This window comes from Erwinia sp. 2186 (genome assembly GCF_057812255.1).
Map to the genome: position 1 here is coordinate 4,448,663 of NZ_CM173824.1, position 18,249 is coordinate 4,466,911.

At 57.4% G+C, this 18,249-nt stretch carries 16 protein-coding genes; 5 read left to right on the top strand and 11 right to left on the bottom strand.

Going from position 1 to position 18,249, the window contains the following annotated elements:
* Both ACXKZG_RS20805 and ACXKZG_RS20810 read right to left on the bottom strand, forming a co-directional pair.
* Positions 1–1,590: a GMC family oxidoreductase gene (locus tag ACXKZG_RS20805; RefSeq protein ID WP_013200433.1), complete on the bottom strand. Its 1,590-nt coding sequence runs from the start codon at positions 1,588–1,590 to the stop codon at positions 1–3.
* A gap of 26 nt (positions 1,591–1,616) precedes the next feature.
* Positions 1,617–2,138, bottom strand: coding sequence for a sugar dehydrogenase complex small subunit (locus ACXKZG_RS20810; protein WP_013200432.1), 522 nt, complete (start codon positions 2,136–2,138; stop codon positions 1,617–1,619).
* Positions 2,139–2,319: 181 nt separating this feature from the next.
* Here ACXKZG_RS20810 and ACXKZG_RS20815 point away from each other — a divergent pair, with 181 nt between their 5' ends.
* Positions 2,320–2,736: a nucleotide triphosphate diphosphatase NUDT15 gene (locus ACXKZG_RS20815; RefSeq protein WP_471720692.1), complete on the top strand. Its 417-nt coding sequence runs from the start codon at positions 2,320–2,322 to the stop codon at positions 2,734–2,736.
* A gap of 56 nt (positions 2,737–2,792) precedes the next feature.
* Here ACXKZG_RS20815 and ACXKZG_RS20820 read toward each other — a convergent pair whose 3' ends face one another.
* A complete protein-coding gene (locus ACXKZG_RS20820; protein WP_013200430.1) occupies positions 2,793–3,818 on the bottom strand; it encodes a Gfo/Idh/MocA family protein in 1,026 nt (341 codons plus the stop codon).
* 151 nt (positions 3,819–3,969) lie between these two features.
* Here ACXKZG_RS20820 and ACXKZG_RS20825 point away from each other — a divergent pair, with 151 nt between their 5' ends.
* On the top strand, positions 3,970–4,749 hold the full coding sequence (locus ACXKZG_RS20825; RefSeq protein WP_106381934.1) for a HalD/BesD family halogenase: 780 nt from the start codon (positions 3,970–3,972) through the stop codon (positions 4,747–4,749).
* Positions 4,750–4,829: 80 nt separating this feature from the next.
* Here the strand turns inward: ACXKZG_RS20825 and ACXKZG_RS20830 are convergent, their stop codons facing one another.
* The 3 genes from ACXKZG_RS20830 to ACXKZG_RS20840 form a co-directional block, all read right to left on the bottom strand.
* Positions 4,830–5,921: a DUF2817 domain-containing protein gene (locus ACXKZG_RS20830; RefSeq protein WP_488875428.1), complete on the bottom strand. Its 1,092-nt coding sequence runs from the start codon at positions 5,919–5,921 to the stop codon at positions 4,830–4,832.
* Between the two features lie 5 nt (positions 5,922–5,926).
* Positions 5,927–6,706 carry an ABC transporter substrate-binding protein gene (locus ACXKZG_RS20835; protein ID WP_488875429.1) on the bottom strand — a complete coding sequence of 260 codons (780 nt, stop codon included), beginning with the start codon at positions 6,704–6,706 and terminating at the stop codon, positions 5,927–5,929.
* A 159-nt stretch (positions 6,707–6,865) separates the two neighbouring features.
* Complete coding sequence (locus ACXKZG_RS20840) at positions 6,866–8,488, bottom strand: alpha,alpha-trehalase (RefSeq protein WP_049789639.1); 1,623 nt, start codon at positions 8,486–8,488, stop codon at positions 6,866–6,868.
* Positions 8,489–8,968: 480 nt separating this feature from the next.
* Between ACXKZG_RS20840 and ACXKZG_RS20845 the strand changes: the two genes are divergently transcribed.
* Both ACXKZG_RS20845 and ACXKZG_RS20850 read left to right on the top strand, forming a co-directional pair.
* Positions 8,969–10,270 carry an MFS transporter gene (locus ACXKZG_RS20845; RefSeq protein ID WP_134823269.1) on the top strand — a complete coding sequence of 434 codons (1,302 nt, stop codon included), beginning with the start codon at positions 8,969–8,971 and terminating at the stop codon, positions 10,268–10,270.
* 156 nt (positions 10,271–10,426) lie between these two features.
* Entirely contained in the window at positions 10,427–11,323 is an 897-nt protein-coding gene (locus tag ACXKZG_RS20850) for a LysR family transcriptional regulator (protein WP_134823268.1), read from the top strand.
* 30 nt (positions 11,324–11,353) lie between these two features.
* Here the strand turns inward: ACXKZG_RS20850 and ACXKZG_RS20855 are convergent, their stop codons facing one another.
* Entirely contained in the window at positions 11,354–12,133 is a 780-nt protein-coding gene (locus ACXKZG_RS20855) for an L-threonylcarbamoyladenylate synthase (RefSeq protein WP_013200418.1), read from the bottom strand.
* Positions 12,134–12,316: 183 nt separating this feature from the next.
* The gene (locus tag ACXKZG_RS20860) at positions 12,317–13,384 is read right to left on the bottom strand and encodes an SDR family oxidoreductase (protein ID WP_488875430.1); all 1,068 of its coding nucleotides are present in this window, start codon (positions 13,382–13,384) and stop codon (positions 12,317–12,319) included.
* A gap of 98 nt (positions 13,385–13,482) precedes the next feature.
* Here ACXKZG_RS20860 and ACXKZG_RS20865 point away from each other — a divergent pair, with 98 nt between their 5' ends.
* Positions 13,483–14,394 (top strand): LysR family transcriptional regulator, encoded by a 912-nt coding sequence (locus ACXKZG_RS20865; protein WP_488875431.1) that lies wholly within the window; start codon positions 13,483–13,485, stop codon positions 14,392–14,394.
* On the opposite strand, the gene yjdN is transcribed toward ACXKZG_RS20865, so the two are convergent.
* From yjdN to ACXKZG_RS20880, 3 genes are all read right to left on the bottom strand, one after another.
* On the bottom strand, positions 14,384–14,824 hold the full coding sequence (gene yjdN, locus ACXKZG_RS20870; RefSeq protein WP_134823265.1) for a VOC family metalloprotein YjdN: 441 nt from the start codon (positions 14,822–14,824) through the stop codon (positions 14,384–14,386). The two genes, ACXKZG_RS20865 and yjdN, sit on opposite strands and share 11 nt — an antisense overlap.
* Positions 14,825–15,141: 317 nt before the next feature.
* Positions 15,142–16,455 carry a c-type cytochrome gene (locus tag ACXKZG_RS20875; protein ID WP_488875432.1) on the bottom strand — a complete coding sequence of 438 codons (1,314 nt, stop codon included), beginning with the start codon at positions 16,453–16,455 and terminating at the stop codon, positions 15,142–15,144.
* A gap of 10 nt (positions 16,456–16,465) precedes the next feature.
* Complete coding sequence (locus ACXKZG_RS20880; RefSeq protein WP_013200413.1) at positions 16,466–18,247, bottom strand: GMC family oxidoreductase; 1,782 nt, start codon at positions 18,245–18,247, stop codon at positions 16,466–16,468.
* Between the last annotated feature and the right edge of the window lie 2 nt (positions 18,248–18,249).

Consider the following 18,249-nt stretch of genomic DNA (forward strand, 5'->3'; position numbering starts at 1 on the left):
TCAGATCTCCCGCTCAATAATTTCGGCCAGACGAATACTCAGCGCGACGCCGGTCAGCGTGGGGTTAATCACCCCGGAAGCCGGGATAACGCCGGTTGTCGCCAGGAACAGGTTGCTGTGATCCCAGCTCCGGCACTCGTGATTCACCACCGAATCTTTCGCATTGTCACCCATGATCACCGTGCCCATCAGGTGGTCACGGTTCTGCCAGCCGGTATTGTCTTCTATCACTTCACCGCCCATCAGGCTGACGAACTTTTTGTAGTCGGCATCCACCACCTTCTTGCCGGCCTTCACATAGTCATCCACCTCGTAATTCACCGTCAGCATCGGAATGCCGAGCGCATCTTTACGGGTGGTACTTGGACGCACGGTGTTGGTCGCGTGCGGCAGGATTTCGAACACCGTTGAAATATCGACCCAGCGCGCGGCCTGATGGCGGATCTGTTTATCCAGCTCGCTGCCAATCACACCCTGGCCGATCAGACGCTGTGCCACCGCCATATTCGGCACGTTGTTGGACACGGCATGCTTGATCGCCGCGTGATTTTTACGGAAATCCCCGTCGCGGTAGTTAAAAATCCCGCCCTGCTGAACCGCACCACGGCCAGGCCACATCGGTTCGTCAGCGAGGAATTGCAGGCCCATCCCGGTGTGGTCCATCAGGTTACGGCCGACCTGATCGGAACTGTTGGCCACATCAGAAATCAGCAGCAGTTTTGGCGTTTCCAGGCCATGCGCGGCAACGATAAAGTATTTGGCGGTCAGTCGGGTATCCACCCCTTTGGAGCTGCGCACGTGCACCGCGACAATCTTGCCGTCGCTGCCTTTTTCCAGCTTCCACGCGGTGGAATCGGTCATCAGCTTCGCACCGGCATCTTCCGCGTGCTGCGCGTGCTTATCGCCGCTGTACATCGAGCCGATAGGGCAGACCGGCATACAGTTGTTGTTGCCGCTGCAGGCCGGACGACCGTCGTAAGGACGCGTCGCACGGGCGTTTGGCTCATGGATAAAGTGATAGCCTGACGGGCTGAGGCGCGCTTTCAGGCGCTGGAACAGATAGGTTTCGCCTTCTGGCTCCATCGGATAGGGTTTGGATCGCGGTGGGAATGCGCCGCCAGCCTGACCGCTCTGATCGTCGGTATCGCTGCCGCAGACGCCCAGCGCCTCTTCGGCTTTCTGGTAAAAAGGTTCCAGCTCGCTGTACTCCATCGGCCAGTCGCGGCCAACGCCATACAGGGTTTTCAGCTTCATATCGTTCGGCAGATAGCGCCAGCAGGCGGATGCCCAGTGCCAGGTGGTGCCGCCGACTAACTTCAACATTCCCGGGCGGAAATCAAAAGAGCCGACGTTTTCAATGTACTGCTCGTCGTAGGAGTGATGGGCCCAGGGCTCGTTGGGATACGGCGAGTTGTAGTTGCCTTTTTTGGAAGAGTTACGGAAATTCTCGACGATTTTCCATCGCGGGATCTTCTCACCGGCTTCAAGAATAATCACGGATTTACCCGCGCGGGCGAGCGTCGTCGCGGCATTACTGCCCAACGCGCCGGACCCGACGACAATCACGTCGGCATCAAATTGCTTGTCCATGGTGTGCTCACATAAATTGGGAAAAATTAGTCGTTTTTCAGGGTCGCTGGCGGCTGTGTCCAGTAATTGGTATGGCCCCGGGAATAGGTCGGGATCACCGTGGCATCGAGCGTCGGTGCGTACATCAAGGCGTCGGTGTAGGTGACAAAGCGGGTGTTATCCACCGCCCGCAGGCTTACTGGCGTGCCGGTAAAGCCCAGATACCATGCCGAGACGATTTTCTTCGCCGTCGCACCGGTATTGGCATCGGCCATAATGGCGTGGCCATTAAGCGCGTCTGCCGAAGTGATCCCTGCCGCGTTCAGCGCCGCCGCGAGCTTTTGCAGCTTCTGCGGAAACTGGCTATCCTCTTCGGTCAGCCCATTCAGCGCCCGCTGCGCGACCAGTGAGCTGAGCGACGCTTTACCGGTCAGCAGCTGCGAAATGGCCAGAAACTGTGCGCTGTCGGAGCTGGATGCGGGCGTGGCAGCCCAGGAGAGCGCGGGGCGAAGCACGGCAAACCCCAGCAGGGCGGCACCGGAAGTCATAAATTGTCTGCGCGATAACATCGTAATCATCCTTGTTGATAAAGTGTGATCCATTTCACGTTATAACCCCACATTTGTAAATGCTTTGTAAACCAAGGGAATTATTAAGCAGCGCTGATAACAAACCCAATACATAAAACTCACCAGCTGAATCCATTAAGCTAACAATGGCGGATTCACCCGGCCCTCGAAGGAGACAGAAATGACCCAGCCAAAAATTGGCGTAGGCGTACTGATTGTGCGGGAAGGCAGGCTGTTACTGGGCCGACGCAGGGGAAGCCATGGTGCAGACAGCTGGTCAGCGCCCGGCGGACACCTGGAATTTGGCGAAACGCCAGAGGCGTGTGCGCGCCGGGAAGTGCTGGAAGAGACGGGTTTGGTTGTGGGAAAACTGGCTAAGGTCGCGTTCACTAACGACTTTTTTATCGCCGAGAAGAAACACTACGTTACGCTTTTTATGCTGACGGAAGACATTAGCGGCACGCCGCAGCGCTGTGAACCCGACAAGTGTGCCGGATGGGAATGGTTTTCCGCCGATGAATTGCCGCAGCCGCTGTTCGCCCCACTGGAAACACTGCTTCAGGAAGGCGGCCTGTTGCCTTTACTGACCGGCCGCTGATGCCCCGGCATCGTCAGAGGCATCGGGCCAGTCGCTTATGCAGGCCGCTGAGCCGCTTATTCCAGCGTCACCAGCCGCCCTTCTTTGGCGCTGAGTAATGCCGCATCCAGCACTTCCAGCGTCATAATTGCCTGCTCTGGCGTAACGGGAGGCGCGGTCCCTTCCCGCACGGCCCTGGCGAAAGCTTCGTAATAGGCGTGATAGCAGCCCTGAGCGGACGGCACGCGTTCTTCACCCGCCGCCGTGCGCAGCGTTCCCCACAGCGCCTGCTCTTCATAACCCCAACCTTGCAGATCGTCGGCCGGCCGCTTTCCGGCAAAGATGGCGTTGGCCTGCACGTCCGTGCCGTTGGAGACGTAACTGCCCTGGTCGCCATAGGCACGGATATCGCGCGCGGCCAGGTGATTCAGCTTGCTGGATGAGATATGCGAATGCACGCCGCTGGTGTGCGTCAGGGTGATGACAAAGCTGGCATCGGTCTGGCCTTCCGGGCGGTCAACCCTATCCGTCTGTGCCAGCACCGATTTCACCGGCCCAAGCAGCCACACCGCCTGATCGACCAGGTGGCTACCCATATCACGCAGCAGGCCGCCGGTTTCGCCGCCTTCCAGCGTATGGGGATCGTCAAGATCCATGCGGTTATGCAGCCGCCACAGCTTGCCGACGCGCTGCTGTTCCAGCACATCCCGCAGCGTCAGGATATCTGCGTCAAAGCGGCGATTATGATAAATGCCCAACACCACGCCTTTCGCTTTCGCGGCGGCGGCCAGTTCGCGTCCGGTGGCGGCATCCGGCGCAAACGGCTTATCGGCAATCACCGCCACGCCCGCCTCAATCGCTTCCAGCACCAGCTCCCGGCGGGTTTGCGGGGGTGTGGTGATGGTGACGATATCCACGCCCGCGTCCAGCATCGCCGTCAGGCTTGGATAGATCGGGACATCCGGAAAATCCGCCTTCACGCGGGCAATGGTGGCCGGTGCTCTGGCGACGATCCCCACCAGCTCCACGCCTTTTGCCGCGGTAATAAACGGTGCATGAAAGTTCTGACCGCCGGTGCCGTATCCCACTAGTCCAATTCGCATGCGTGGCTCCTGTTCGATGATGATCACAATTTAGCTTTTAACTTTAGTCAGTTAACCACAAACCAGCCAATCGGCCCGGCGAATATCTGGTGAGCAAGACCAACTGGCAGTAGAGTAAGAAATCCTGATAACTGATGACGATGAGCGTGTGATGACCCAGCTGGCCCCGATTATCAATTTGTCCTCCCATCCGATTATGGATGCCGAATACCTTGCCAGTTGCAAAGCGTCGCTGGACGACAGCGGTGCGCTGGTCCTGCGAAATTTTCTGACTGCCGACGCGCTGGATGCTATACGCCAGGAGGGTGAAGCGCAGCAGCATCTGGCGTTTTATACCGCCAGCAAGCACAACGTTTATTTGAAAGCGCCGGATGACGCCTATGCGGCCGATCATCCGCGCAACCATCAGATTGTCTCGTCCAAAGGCTGCATCACCGATGATCAGGTGCCCGAGCACTCCCCTTTGCGCACGCTGTATAACGCCGAGGCATTTAAAGCGTTTCTGTGCAGCGTGCTGGGCGAGCAGCAGCTGTATCCCTATGCGGATTCCCTTTCCTCTATCAATCTGCACTATGCCCACACCGGCCAGGAACTAGGCTGGCACTTCGATAACTCGTCGTTTGCCATCACCCTGCTGATCCAGAAACCGCAGGGCGGCGGCGTGTTTGAGTACGTCAGCAATCTGCGCAATGCCGAAGCGGGCGAGATGAATTTCGAGGGTGTGGAAAAGGTGCTGCACCAGCAGCAGCCGGTCGAGAAGCTGGCGATTAATCCCGGCGACCTGGTGCTGTTCCGCGGCCGCAATGCGCTGCACCGCGTCACGCCAACCGAAGGCGATACCAGCCGGATGTTGGTGGTGCTGGCGTACAATGCCCAGCCCGATATTGCCCTGTCCGAAACCGCCCGCATGACCTTTTACGGCCGCCTTTAAGCTTTAAATCCGCAGCGGCCAGATCGTCCCGATAAAAAAAGGGCTGAAATCATTCAGCCCTTTTATCACTTATTCAACGGTTACTGACTCAACAACGCCTTCCAGGCCCGGGCGAAGATCTGCTGGGTGCGGAAGGCGATCAGCGCCTGCCAGTCAGGATCGTAAGGATAGAAACCGTCATAAAGATCCTGCTTGATCTGCTGCCCGCGATCGCTGGCAGGATCGCCATACAGATGCAGCCAGTGATCGTCGCGAAGGCGGCGATGCATCTCTTCCCCATCCAGCGTGCCGCACTCCACCACCAGCTGCAGCAGCTGCGTCTCCGGCAGATGATCCAGCATAAATTGCGACAGATAGCCGGTCGCCGTGGCGGTGACGCCGGTTTCGCTGTCGCGTCCGGCGCCGGTGATCAGCACCGTCAGCCATTCGCCAAAGATCGCCCGCGCCTGTTCGAGCGCCGGATAATCCCGCTCGGCAATCGCCATCAGCATCGGATGACCATAGGCGCCCGCGCCGGTATGCAGATCAAAACTGATGATGCGCTTCGCCTGCGCCAGGTGGCGGGAAATGATGGTTTTCAGCGTCTGATGCGACCAGCTGGCCTGCTGGCCGCCGAAGAAAATGCCGTCGGCAAACTGATACTGACCGGCTTCCACAATGCGCTTAACGCCCGCCCAACCCAGCGCTTCGCGACTGGCCTGCAACAGCGCATCGGCCTGCTGACGCGCTGCGCCATCCAGATCCTTGCAGGAATACACCGCATGCAGATCGCGATAGGCGGCGTTATCCGGTGCTCCGGCCGCGAAGTCGATAAAGTTACGGTTAAGATCGGCGTTATCTTCGTTCACCCGGCGCAGGTGGGCCGTGCCCCACGGATTGATCAGATGCACCATCACCAGCGCCACACCGGCGGGCAATGTTGCAGCGTCGAGTCCGTCCAGCCAGGCAATCTGACTGTCCGATCCGTAATAGCCTTCAACACCGTGGGTGCCGGAAACGATCAGCAGCAGATTGTCTGCTGCCGGGTCGCCAATCACCGCCACATCGGTGCTTAAGGCTTCGCCCTTCGGCCCGCTCAGCGGATGGGGATAATGGGTGACGTGGCCGTCCAGCCGCGCCACGGCGGCAAGAAAGCGCGCCCGCTGCGCGCTGTAATCAGGTAAAGATCGCATCAGGCTCACTTCTGAATATGATAAACGTCAAAGCTGAAGTACTTCTTCGCCAGCCGCTCGTAGGTGCCGTTTTTATGCAGTTCGGCCAGCGCCGCGTTGATCTTCTCAACCCGCGCACGATCGTCTTTGCGCAGACCGATCCCCACGCCTTCGCCGAAGTATTTTTTGTCATACAGGGTATCGCCGCTGATCTGGTAATCCTTGCCCTGTGGCGACTTCAGGAAGCCGGTTTCCGCTGAGGCGGCGCTGGTCAGCGTTGCATCCACCCGTCCTGACGCCAGATCGGGCCAGATCTCTTCCTGGTTAGGATACGACACCACGTTGATGCCGGTGCCCGCCCAGACGGCTTTGGCATAGGTTTCCTGGGTGGTGCCCTGCGCGACGCCCACTGACTTGCCTTTCAGCGACTCCGCATCGGGTTTCAGGCCGCTGTCCTTCTTGGTCACCAGCGCGCTTGGCGTGTTGTAGAGCATATCGGTGAAGGCAACCTGCTGGCGGCGTTTGTCGGTCATCGCCATCGCCGAGAGGATCGCATCGAATTTACGCGCCTGCAGCGCCGGAATAATGCCGTCGTAGCCGGTCTGCACCCACACGCACTTCACCTTCATCTGATGGCAAATGGCGTTGCCCATTTCAATATCAAAGCCCTGCAGGCTGCCATCGGGCGCTTTGGACTCAAACGGCGGGAAAGTGGGATCGACGCCAAAACGCAGCGACTCGGCAGCAAAAGCGGGTGAACTGGCGCAGGCGAGCAACACCAAAGCAGACAGGGCGATTTTTTTCATGCAGGCTCCCAAAAAGCAAAAAGGGTTAATAAAAAAGCGGTTATCCTCTTTCATACCATGATTTATTGCGCAAAGTGGGGATTTTTTCTTCGCTGTGAACAGGCGCTGCGCAAAAAAAAGAGCCTTCATAAGAAGGCTCTGATTCAGTGACAACGCGGATTAGCGTTTGGGTGCGGCATCCGGATACATCTCCAGCAGGCGGCGCGTGACGCCGTTGGTCCAGCCGAAACCGTCCTGCAGCGGATACTCACCGCCGCCCGCCAGCACCGGCGCGCGTCCGGCCACGTTATATTTTTCGACCATCTTGTGATGACGATGGTAGGTGGCGCCGACAATCTGCAGCCAGCGGGTAGCAATCTCTTTCGCCAGCAGCTCTTCGCCGTAGTTATTCAGCCCTTTGATCGCCATCCACTGCATTGGCGCCCAGCCGTTAGGCTTGTCCCACTGCTCGCCGGTCTCTTCCACCGTTGACAGTACCCCACCCGGCGCCAGCAGATGCGAGCGGATCGCCGCTGCAGTGTGCGTGGCCTGATCGAGGCTCGCCATACCGACAAACAGCGGCGTTACCGACGCGGCAGAAAACGCGCCTTTCTCACGGTCACGCCAGTTGTAGTCGCGATACAAACCCGCTTCGGCATCCCACAGATATCTGTCGAGGATTTCCCGGCGGCGCACCGCTTTCTGCTGGAACAGCTCGGCCGTGGCATGGTCGTTTTTGCTGGCCGACAGCCGCGCAATGGTGGTTTCCAGCTTATATAGGAAGGCGTTCAAATCCACCGGCACAATGCTGGTGGTCTGGATGCTCTCCAGACGGCCAGGCTCGCTGAGCCAGCGCGATGAGAAGTCCCAACCGGACGCCGCACCGGCACGCAGATCGCGATACACTTCGTTCGACGGCCGCGAAGAGTTTCTCGCGGTTTCCACATCTTCAATCCACGACTCGTCGCGCGGCGTATCCCGATCGTCCCAATAGCGGTTGAGCACCGAGCCATCCGACAGCATCACCACGTGGCGATAGGCTTCGTTCGGCGTCAGCGACGCTTCACCGTCCATCCAGAATTCGTATTCGCGCTTGAGGTGCTTCAGATAGCGCTGCGCTTCGTGCACGCCGTCCTTTTCGAACAGCTCGACCATCATCGCAAACACCGGCGGCTGGGAGCGGCTGAGGTAATAGGTGCGGTTGCCGTTAGGGATATGCCCGTAGGTGTCGATCATCCAGGCAAAGTTATCCGCCATATTCTTCAGCAGATCGGTGCGACCGCTGGCGGCAAAGCCCAGCATGCTGAAGTAGGAATCCCAGTAGTAGGTCTCACCAAATCGTCCGCCCGGCACCACGTAAGGCTGCGGTAACGGCAGCAGCGAAGAGAACTCCGAGTGCTTCTCCGGCTTACGGGTTAACACCGGCCACAGCGCGTCGATATGCTCGCCCATCGATTTATTGGGGTCCGAAACATAGCGGCTGTCATGGACTTTTGGCAGGTCAAAATTCTCCAGCACGAACGCCAGTAAATTAAAATCCTCGCGCTCACGCTGCATAAAATAGCGGTACAGAATTCTTTCAGGTTCAATTTTGGGCGCACAGTCGGCAAACGTTTTGCTGTCGGTAAATATCCGCGACGTTTGCACGGCTTCAAATAGCTCCTGATACCGATCGGAAGGCGTCAGGATGTCCGATGCGGGCAGACCACGAATCGACTCCGGTTGCGGCTCAACGACCGATTCCAGACCCGCCTCGTAATCGTGATAATAGGCTTCGTAGTCAGTCTGATTATTGTCAATGATTAGGTCATTTTGGTTAAAAGTGATAGAAACCTCCTGTGCCAATTGATATCGACAATGATTGCGCTGAATTTCAGAAACAAGCCCTCAGTATAGTACCCCAGTCTCACAACGCAACCCATTGAACTTATTACCGACGATGAGAAGATATTTCAAAAAATAACCGTAAGCAGTTACTTAAGATTATTCTGCATATTAATTTACAGTAATTGAAAAGCGAGCATTCCATATCGCCGTTGTTCAGAAGCCCGCCAGCCCTGCACTTAAGCCAAACCGTTAAAATGATGTTTATTTATCCAGTTTTGAAATTAAATTAACTGAAAATTTACGTTTATAAAAAATAATTGGTTTTACCATTTACATTATATTTAAACCGTCGAATACTGTGCAGGCCAGATCGTCGCGCAGCCCTTGCCACGCCTGGTAAAAATAAGTTTATCTGATAGCAAACCAGACCTTTAAATGATTAATTAAGGAACTCTCGTGGCACCGGTAGTAAATAAATCCGCAGCGTTGCACTCGGAAAGCCTCTCTGATGAGGATGACAGTTTAGTTTCCCCCTTCGATACACCCGCTCCCATAAATAAAACCTATATTACCCGTGGAACCCGGCGTTTTACCCACGCCACGCTGGCGCTATTTTGTGCCGGGCTTTCGACGTTTGCGGTGTTGTATTGCGTTCAGCCCATTCTGCCGGTGTTCTCGCAGAGTTTTCATCTGACGCCGGCCCAGAGCAGCCTGTCACTTTCCGTCACCACGGCGATGATGGCATTGGGATTGCTGGTCACCGGGCCGTTGTCGGATGCCATCGGGCGCAAATCGGTGATGTCGATTTCGCTGCTGCTGGCGGCGTTCTTCACGCTTATCTGCGCCACCATGAGCAGCTGGGAAGGCGTACTGGCGATGCGCGCGCTGACCGGCCTGGCCCTCAGCGGCGTGGCGGCGGTGGCGATGACCTGGCTGAGCGAGGAGCTGCACCCGGTGTTCCTCTCCTTCTCGATGGGGCTGTATATCAGCGGCAACTCGATTGGCGGGCTGGTCGGCCGACTGTCGACCGGGATGCTGGCGGATCACTTCTCGTGGAACGTATCGCTGTTTGTGGTCGGGCTCTTTGCGCTGGCGGCCGCCGGGCTGTTCTTCCGCCTGTTGCCGCCGTCGCAGCATTTCCGCGCCTGCTCGCTGCGGCCGCATAAGCTGCTGGTTAACTTTATGTTCCAGTGGCGCGACATGGGGCTGCCGATGCTGTTTATCGTCGGGTTTATCCTGATGGGCAGCTTTGTCACGCTGTTTAACTACGTCAGCTACCGCTTTATGGCCGCGCCGTTCTCGTTAAGCCAGACGGTGGTCGGACTGCTGTCGGTAGTGTATCTGACCGGCACCTACAGCTCGCCGCGTGCGGGAATGATGACGGTGAAATATGGCCGTGGCGTGGTGCTGATGGGCGCGCTCAGCCTGATGCTGGTCGGCTTGTTAGCCACCCAGTTCACCACGCTGTTGCTGGTATTGCCGGGACTGATGCTGTTTGCCGCCGGCTTTTTTGCCGCGCATTCGGTGGCCAGCAGTTGGGTAGGACACCGCGCCCGCCGCGCCCGAGGACAGGCGTCGTCGCTGTACCTGTTCTTCTATTACCTCGGCTCCAGCGTCGCCGGTACGCTTGGTGGCGTGTTCTGGCACAACTGGGGCTGGATGGGCGTTTCCGCCTTTGTGGCGGTGATGCTGATCGGCGGCCTGTTTCTGGCCAACAACCTGCGTAAGATCCCGGTGCTGGTGAAAAAAGTTCGCTAACCGGCGGGCGGAGCTCAGGCTCCGCCCCTGCTCGCCTGCCGTGACGATTTACTTCCCCCTGCCCAACCATTAAGCTAGCGCCCCTGATTATCACACCCCTTTATTCCCCGCCTGCGACCCTGTTCAGGCAGCGAATTTTCAGGAGCCGGACCGGCGATGAGCGACGTAGAAAACCTGCAGGGGATGGTGATCTTCGCCAAAGTGGTGGAGACGCTGAGCTATACCGAAGCGGCAAAGCTGCTGGGATTATCCAAATCCTCGGTGAGCAAAGAGATCTCCGCGCTGGAAGTCCGGCTGGGCACCAAACTGCTGCAACGCACCACCCGTAAAATCGTGGTCACCGATGTCGGCATGACCTGGTATCACTACTGCGCGCGCATCCTCAGCGAAGTGAAAAGTGCCGGGCTGTTTATCCGCCAGTATCACGAAGAGCCGACCGGCAGCCTGCGCGTGGTGGCGCCCGTCACCTTTGGCTGTCAGTGCATCGTGCCGGTGCTCAATCAGTTTGTCGCCAATAACCTGCATGTCAGCGTCGATCTGGACCTGACCGATCGCCCGGTTAACCTGGTCGATGACAATGTCGATCTGGCGATAGTGATCCGCCGCGAGCCGCCGGAGCATGCCCACTGCACGCCGTTGATGGACATCGGCTGGGGCCTGTTTGCCGCACCGGACTATCTGCAACGCTTCCCGCCCATCGCCCAGCCGGACGATCTACCGCGCCATGACTTTATCCTGTTCCGTGGCCCGGCTCACACCATCTCGCTGCCGTTCCGCAAAGAGAAGCAGAAGCTGGATATCGAAGTACGTAGCCGTTTTCGCGCCAATAACAGCACCGCGCTGCTGAATTCCGCCATCGCCAACAGCGGCATTGCCTATTTGCCGGAATACGTCGCGCAGGAAGCCGTCAAAGAGGGCAAGCTCAGTCGGGTGTTAGCGGAATGGGAAATGGACGTCTATCAGTCGTGGATCCTGACCAAAGCCGACAGTTTGATTTCACCGCGGGTCAGGGTATTTATCGAGGATTTGCAGCAGGCGTTACGGTTGAAATAAAGGGCGGAACAGCGTCCGCCCTCAGCATGCTTAGTAGTAGTTACCGTGACGGTAATCCCAGGTGGTGAAGGTGTCAGACAGCATCGACATAATTTTGTCCACATCCAGACCTTTACGGATCAAGATTGGGCATGGCGTGATGTTGCGCTCGCCTTTCTGCTCTGGCACCAGTTTGCCCTGCTCATCCACCATCGCCACCATCACACCCTGCTCGTAACGGGTTTTCTCAGACTCGTTCGGCTGGATGGATTTCACGTAGTCGTTGGCTTCAATAATCAGGTCAGCCTGCGATTCGATACGCTCGCCGATCCCTTCGACCAGGCCGCGGTTGCCTTTGCCTGACGGGTTAGCGGAGCTGGCGAAGGAGAATTTACCGTGGTTTTCCCACAGCTCTTTCGCCAGGTTTTCGCCAGGGGTACCGAATTTGATCACAAAGCAGCTGGTCTGACGGCGATCCATCATCAGGTCTTTTGAACCGTCTTCCGGAATGCGTGCAACTGCGTCTTCTTTCCACGGCAGGATGCAGCCCAACAGCACGTCCTGATCCCAGTGCTGCTGATACAGCGATTCAATTTCCGGGTTCAGCTGCGCCAGCTCTTTCAACTGCTCCAGAGAACCACACAGCACCACGCCCGGCTTGTTGCGGTTGCGCTGCTTGGCATCAAATTTACGCTCCAGCCCTTTGGCATCGGAGGTCATGATGATGTAGCCCACTTTGGTCGGGCAGACGATCATGCCGCCGTCAGCAGACAAAACCTTAACTGCTTCTGGCTGTAAGCCGCCGTTCCAATGGATAGTCTTATTGCTCATGGTCGCACCTGTATAACGTAGAGGGTTAAAGTGTGTCGGTCAGTATTTCAAGGTAGCATGGCTGGCTAACCCTGCACTGGCCTGTTGCAACCATCCTGACGTCAAACCGCCATTCAGGCAACAATAAAACACTTTAACCCTGCATTGTTTCCCACAGGAAACAGTCGTTGCTGAAAACCGAAATCAGGAAGGGATCAGCTTTTCCGCTTTCAGCTTATCAAACAGCGCGTAGAAGGCGTCACGCGTGGACTGATAGCCGGTGAAGCCTGCTTTACGGCTCTTGCTGATGTCGGTAAACACTTCCATCGGACGGCCCAGATCGGCATCGGTGTGCCACCAGGATACCAGCTTGCTGATGTCGGCTTCCTTCAGGTTGAACTGCTTCGCCAGCGCCTGCCATTCGGCGGGAGCCGCGTCCATGCGGCCATCCAGCGGCTGCACGTCGTCCGGGAACGGCGCGGCCTCAATGCCAAAGTAGCTGGCGATTTCGCCCCACATCCACTTCCAGCGGAACACGTCGCCATTCACCACGTTATAGTCCTGATCCTGCGCCGACGGCGTGGTGGCGGCCCATTCGAGCTGCTGGGCGAGAATATGCGCGTCGGTCATATCGGTGACGCCTTCCCACTGCGCTTTGGAACCTGGGAAGACAAACGGCTGGCCGGTCTGCTTGCACAGGCTGGCGTAGACGGCCAGCGTCTGGCCCATATTCATCGCATTGCCCAGCGCGAAACCGATGATGGTGTGCGGGCGATGCACGCTCCAGCTGTAGCCATATTTTTCCGCGCCAGCGAACACTTCGTCTTCCTGCGCGTAGTAGAAGTTATCCACCGGCTGACGGCCCTGTTCTTCGCGGAACGGCGTCATCGGCACTGCGCCTTTACCGTAGGCATCAAACGGGCCGAGGTAGTGCTTGAGGCCGGTGACCAGCCCGACGTGGCCGCCTTTCAGGCTGTCGCCCAGCGCGTCAATCACGTTGCGAACCATGGCGCTGTTAACGCGGATGTTCTCTTTCTCGTTGGCCTGACGGGCCCAGACGCTGAAAAAGACCTTATCCACGGTGACGCCTTGCAGCGCCTTTTCTACCGAGGCTTTGTCGGTGAGATCGGCAGTCAGCGCGGTGCAACCGGCTGGCACCGCGGTGCGTCCACGGGACAGGCCGTAAACCTGCCAGCCGTCACCGGTGAGTTGTTCCGCCAGCGCGGTTCCAATGACGCCACTGACGCCGACAATAAGTGCACGTTGTTGCATAGCCAGACTCCTGAATAAAGGGGTAACAATCAGCTTAATAGAGAATTGGAGTCTTATCTGAGGTATAAATTCACATAATTAATGAACTGGATTCCCTAATGATGATGACTCAGGATCGCCTTAAGGGCATTACGCCGTTTGTGGCCAGCGTCGAACAGGGCAGTTTTACCGCCGCCGCTGCGGTACTGCACCTGACCAGTTCAGCGGTCAGTAAAAGCGTGGCGAGGCTGGAAGCGCGATTAGGTTCGCAGCTGTTTGAACGCACTACCCGCCGGCTGGCGCTGACCGATGCCGGTCAGGCCTTTTATGAAACCTGTACGCGTGTGCTGAGCGAGCTGGCGGAAGCGGAATCCGTACTGGCCGCCCAGCGCGCCATTCCGGTCGGACGACTGCGGATTGCCGTACCCAACACCTTTGGCCGGATGCAGGTGATGCCGCTAATCAACGAATTTTGCCAGCAGAACCCGGAGATGCAGATTGCCCTCTCTTTTTCAGATCGCTTTGTCGATCTGTTTGAGGAAGGCGTGGATATCGCGATACGTATTGGCGGCTCGACAGATTTTCCGCCCTCGCTGGGCTACCGCTTTTTGGGTAATGAAAGGCTGATCTTCTGCGCTTCGCCGGACTATCTGGCGCAGCACGGCGTGCCTGATTCTTTGCAGGCGCTGACCGAAAGGCGAGCCATTGTTTACGATCGGGTAGATGGCAGCACCAGTCCGTGGCATATCCGCTCGCCGGATGGACGAACGATAACCCGAACCCTACCTTATCGGATGGCGTTGGGGGATGGCGAAGCCCAGGTCGCCGCCGTGGTAGCCGGACTCGGCGTGGCGCAGATGGCGACCTGGCTGATGGAAAAAGAGTTAGCCAGCGGTGCGCTGGTGCCGATCCTGCCAGAGCTGGCGGTAGAAGGTCTGCCGCTGTTTATCGTCTGGCCGCGCAGAAAGCAGCTGCTGCCGAAGGTCGACGCGCTGCTTGCCACGCTGGATCGGCTAAAAATCAGTCAGTAGCGGGTTTATTTACGTTAATGCGCCACGGCACGCCGAACTTATCGATCAGCGTACCGAAACCGGCCGCCCAGAAGGTTTCTTCCCATTCCAGCGTGACCTTACCGCCAGCGGAAAGATTATCAAACCAACGTTTGCCTTCGGCAGGATCGTTGCTCGACAGGCTAACGGCAAAACCGTTGTAGCTTACCGCTTCCGCGCTGTCGCTCATTTGCAGCTCACCTTCGCCGATATGCAGCAGCGCGTGCATGATTTTATCATCCGCTGGCTGTTCCGCGGCTGGGCTGTTCTGTTTCTGCGGCTGCTGTTTTTTCTCCGCAGGCACGTCACCCCAGGTCATTTTAACCGTCAGTTTGGCTCCCGTAGCCTGCTGATAAAAAGCGATAGCCTCTTCACAGTTTCCCGAAAAATATAAATAAGGCGAAAGTTGCATAACATCTCCTTCGTTTGAGGTATGTGCTTAAGAACAAGCTCGAAGAAAGTGTAGCAGGCGACTCAAATCTGGCGCTTAATTACATTTTACTGGTTAATAACATATGCAAAGAAGACAGAGGATAAGCGGTTATGAATACCGTATAGCGGCGCGGGAACAGTCGCCGGGAAAGAAAGAGTTTCCCAGATTATGAGCGATACAATATTCTTCAAATTGCTTCAACGAATGGACATCAACATGCTAAAAATAGCGAGATGACTAAAAATAAAGCAAAAAAAAACGGCCAGTTTGCTGGCCGTTTTCGATCGTAAAGTCGCTTACTTCTCTTCCATCAACTTTTCAACGTCGGCATTGCCCTGATGCTCAGGCACCGTCTTGCGCACTTTCGCCACATCGTTGGCGCTGACCTGCTGCTTCGCGCTGTTACCCCAGCTGCTGCGGATAAAGTTCACCACGTCAGCGACCTGCTGGTCGTTCAGACGCCAGCCGAAGGCCGGCATGGTGATGCTGGAAGGCGCACCCTTCACGCCCGGCAGCGTGGCACCGCTGAGCACGATATGGATCAGCGAGGTTGGGTCTTCTGCCTGCACCACCGCGTTACCGCGCAGTTCCGGGAAGAAGCGCTTATAGCCGCTACCGTCGGTTTTATGGCAGGCAGCACAGCTGTCGACGTACACCGAGGCGCCCGGCTTGCTGTCATCGCCTTTCCACAGGGCTTTCGCCACCGCGTCATCAGACTTGAAGCCGACCTGATTCGGATCGCGCGCGCCCAGCGACTTCAGATAACGGGCAATCGCCGTGGCATCTTCCGGGCTGAGGTGCTGCAGGCTGTGCTCGACCACATCGGTCATACCACCGAATACGGCGGTCTGATCGTTACGGCCGGTACGCAGGAACTGCACCAGATCGTCTTCACTCCAGCGGCCCAGGCCGTCACGGTTATCGCCACGCAGGTTGCTGGCGGTCCAGCCATCAATCGGCGCGCTGCTGCCGGACAGATAGTCACTGCCTTCGCTGTCATTGAGGGCTTTTTCCTGCATGGTCAGGCTGCGCGGCGTATGGCAGGCACCGCAGTGGCCGAGGCCTTCAACCAGATACTGACCGCGTGCCAGCACCGCATCCTGACCTTTGATTGGCTGGAAGGCCTTCACGTCCGGCGCAAACATGCCGCGCCAGATGGCCAGCGGCCAGCGCATCGACAGCGGCCACGGAATGTCGCTGTCCTGATTGGCCTGCGAAACCGGCTGCACGCCATGCATAAAGTAGGCATACAACGCCTGCATATCCTCATCGCTGACCACCGCGTAAGACGGATACGGCATCGCCGGATAGAGCGTATCGCCGTTCTTCGCCACGCCATGACGCACCGCTTTCTGGAAATCGTCGTAGCTGTAATCACCAATACCGGTTTGCTTATCCGGCGTGATGTTGGTGGAGTAAATATTGCCGATTGGCGTCGCCATCGACAGGCCACCGGCGAACGGCTGGCCGCCCGCTTTGGTGTGACAGGCCACGCAGTCACCGGCGCGCGCCAGGTATTCACCGCGTTGGATCTGCGCCGCGCCGGAGTCGTCCGCCAGCGCGGCAAAGCTTGCCATGCCCAGTAACAGGGCCGGGATCATCATCTTCATCGGGTTGTCCTTATGCCTGCACCAACGGACCTGGATTTTTCAGGTACTGTTCACGAATCGCTTTAGCTGACCAGTAGGTCAGGGCTGCCACCATGCCGGTTGGGTTGTAGCCCAAACCTTGTGGGAAGGCAGAAGCGCCGGGGACAAACACGTTCGGGACATCCCAGCTTTGCAGATAACGGTTCACCGCACTGGTTTTTGGATCTTCACCCATAATCGCGCCGCCGTTCATATGGGTGGTCTGATAGACGGTGGTGTCGAAGTGGGTGCCGGCCGCTTTCGGTGAACCGCTGATCAGTTTCGGGTTCATCGCTTCGGCAATTTTGTGCATCTTGCCGTGCATAAACTGCGACATCTTGATGTCGTTGTCCTGCCAGTCGAAGGTCATACGCAGCAGCGGCTGGCCAAAGGCATCCTTGTAGTTCGGATCCAGGTCCAGATAGTTGTTGCGATAGGACTGGTGAGCCCCGTGCGCATCCATCGACACGTGATGGGTGTAGTGATCGGCCACGGCGGCTTTCCACTTGCTGCCCCAGTTTGGCGTGCCCGGAGGCGTTGGCAGACCGGAGATAGGCTTCACGCCCGCCTGGTTCACCCACATTGGCGAGCCGCCAACAAAGCCGTATTTGGCGTGGTCAAAGTTATCGGCATTGAAATCATCCAGACCCACGCCCGCACCGCCCGCACCAATAAAGTTATTGGTGAACACGTCTTTATCGAAGAACGCCTTGATGGTGGAGATGTTCTGGTAAGCAAAGTTACGGCCCACGGTCCCTTCATTGGTCACCGGATCGTAAGGCTTGCCAATGCCGGACAGCAGCATCAGGTGCACGTTGTGGAACTGGAAGGCAGAGAGGATCACCAGATCGGCAGGCTGCTCAATCTGACGGCCTAACGCATCGACATAGGTCACGCCGGTGGCGCGCTTTTTATCGGCGGTCAGGTTAACGCGCAGCACGTTGGCGTTTTCACGCAGCTCGAACTTCGCTTCCTGACGCAGCGCCGGCAGGATGTTGACGTTTGGCGAGGCCTTGGAATACATGTAGCAGGCATAGCCGCTGCAATAACCACAGAAGTTGCACGGTCCCATCTGCGCGCCATAGGTATTGGTATACGGGCCGGAGGTGTTGGCCGACGGCAGATCGTACGGGTGATAGCCGATGGATTCTGCGGCCTGGGCAAACATCTGCGCCGAGAAGGTGCGCTTCTGTGCCGGCAGCGGGAATTTATCGGAGCGGTCTGGCGCAAACGGGTTGCCCTTGCCCTGACCAATCACCTTGCCTTTTACGCTCCATTCAGAGCCTGAGGTGCCGAACACTTTCTCCGCTTTGTCGAAGAACGGTTCCAGCTCGTCGTAGGTGACGCCGTAATCCTGAATGGTCATGCCTTCAGGAATGAAGTTCTTGCCGTAACGCTCTTCGTAATGGCTGCGCATACGCAGTTCCATCGGGTCGACGCGGAAGTGCACGCCTGACCAGTGCAGGCCCGCGCCGCCGGTGCCGGTGCCCGGCAAAAACGCCGCCAGCTGACGATAAGGCTGTGCGGTTTGCGCCGAATTGTGGCGGATGGTGACGGTGCTTTTCGACAGATCCTGGAACAGCTTTTTACGGATGTTATAGGTCAGCTCATCAATTACCTGCGGATAGGCGCCGTCCGGATAGGTATCACGATGCGGGCCGCGTTCCAGTGCCACCACGTTCAGACCGGCTTCGGTCAGCTCTTTGGCCATGATCGATCCTGCCCAGCCGAAGCCGACGATCACCGCATCTACTTTCTTCATTTCGTTTGCCATGG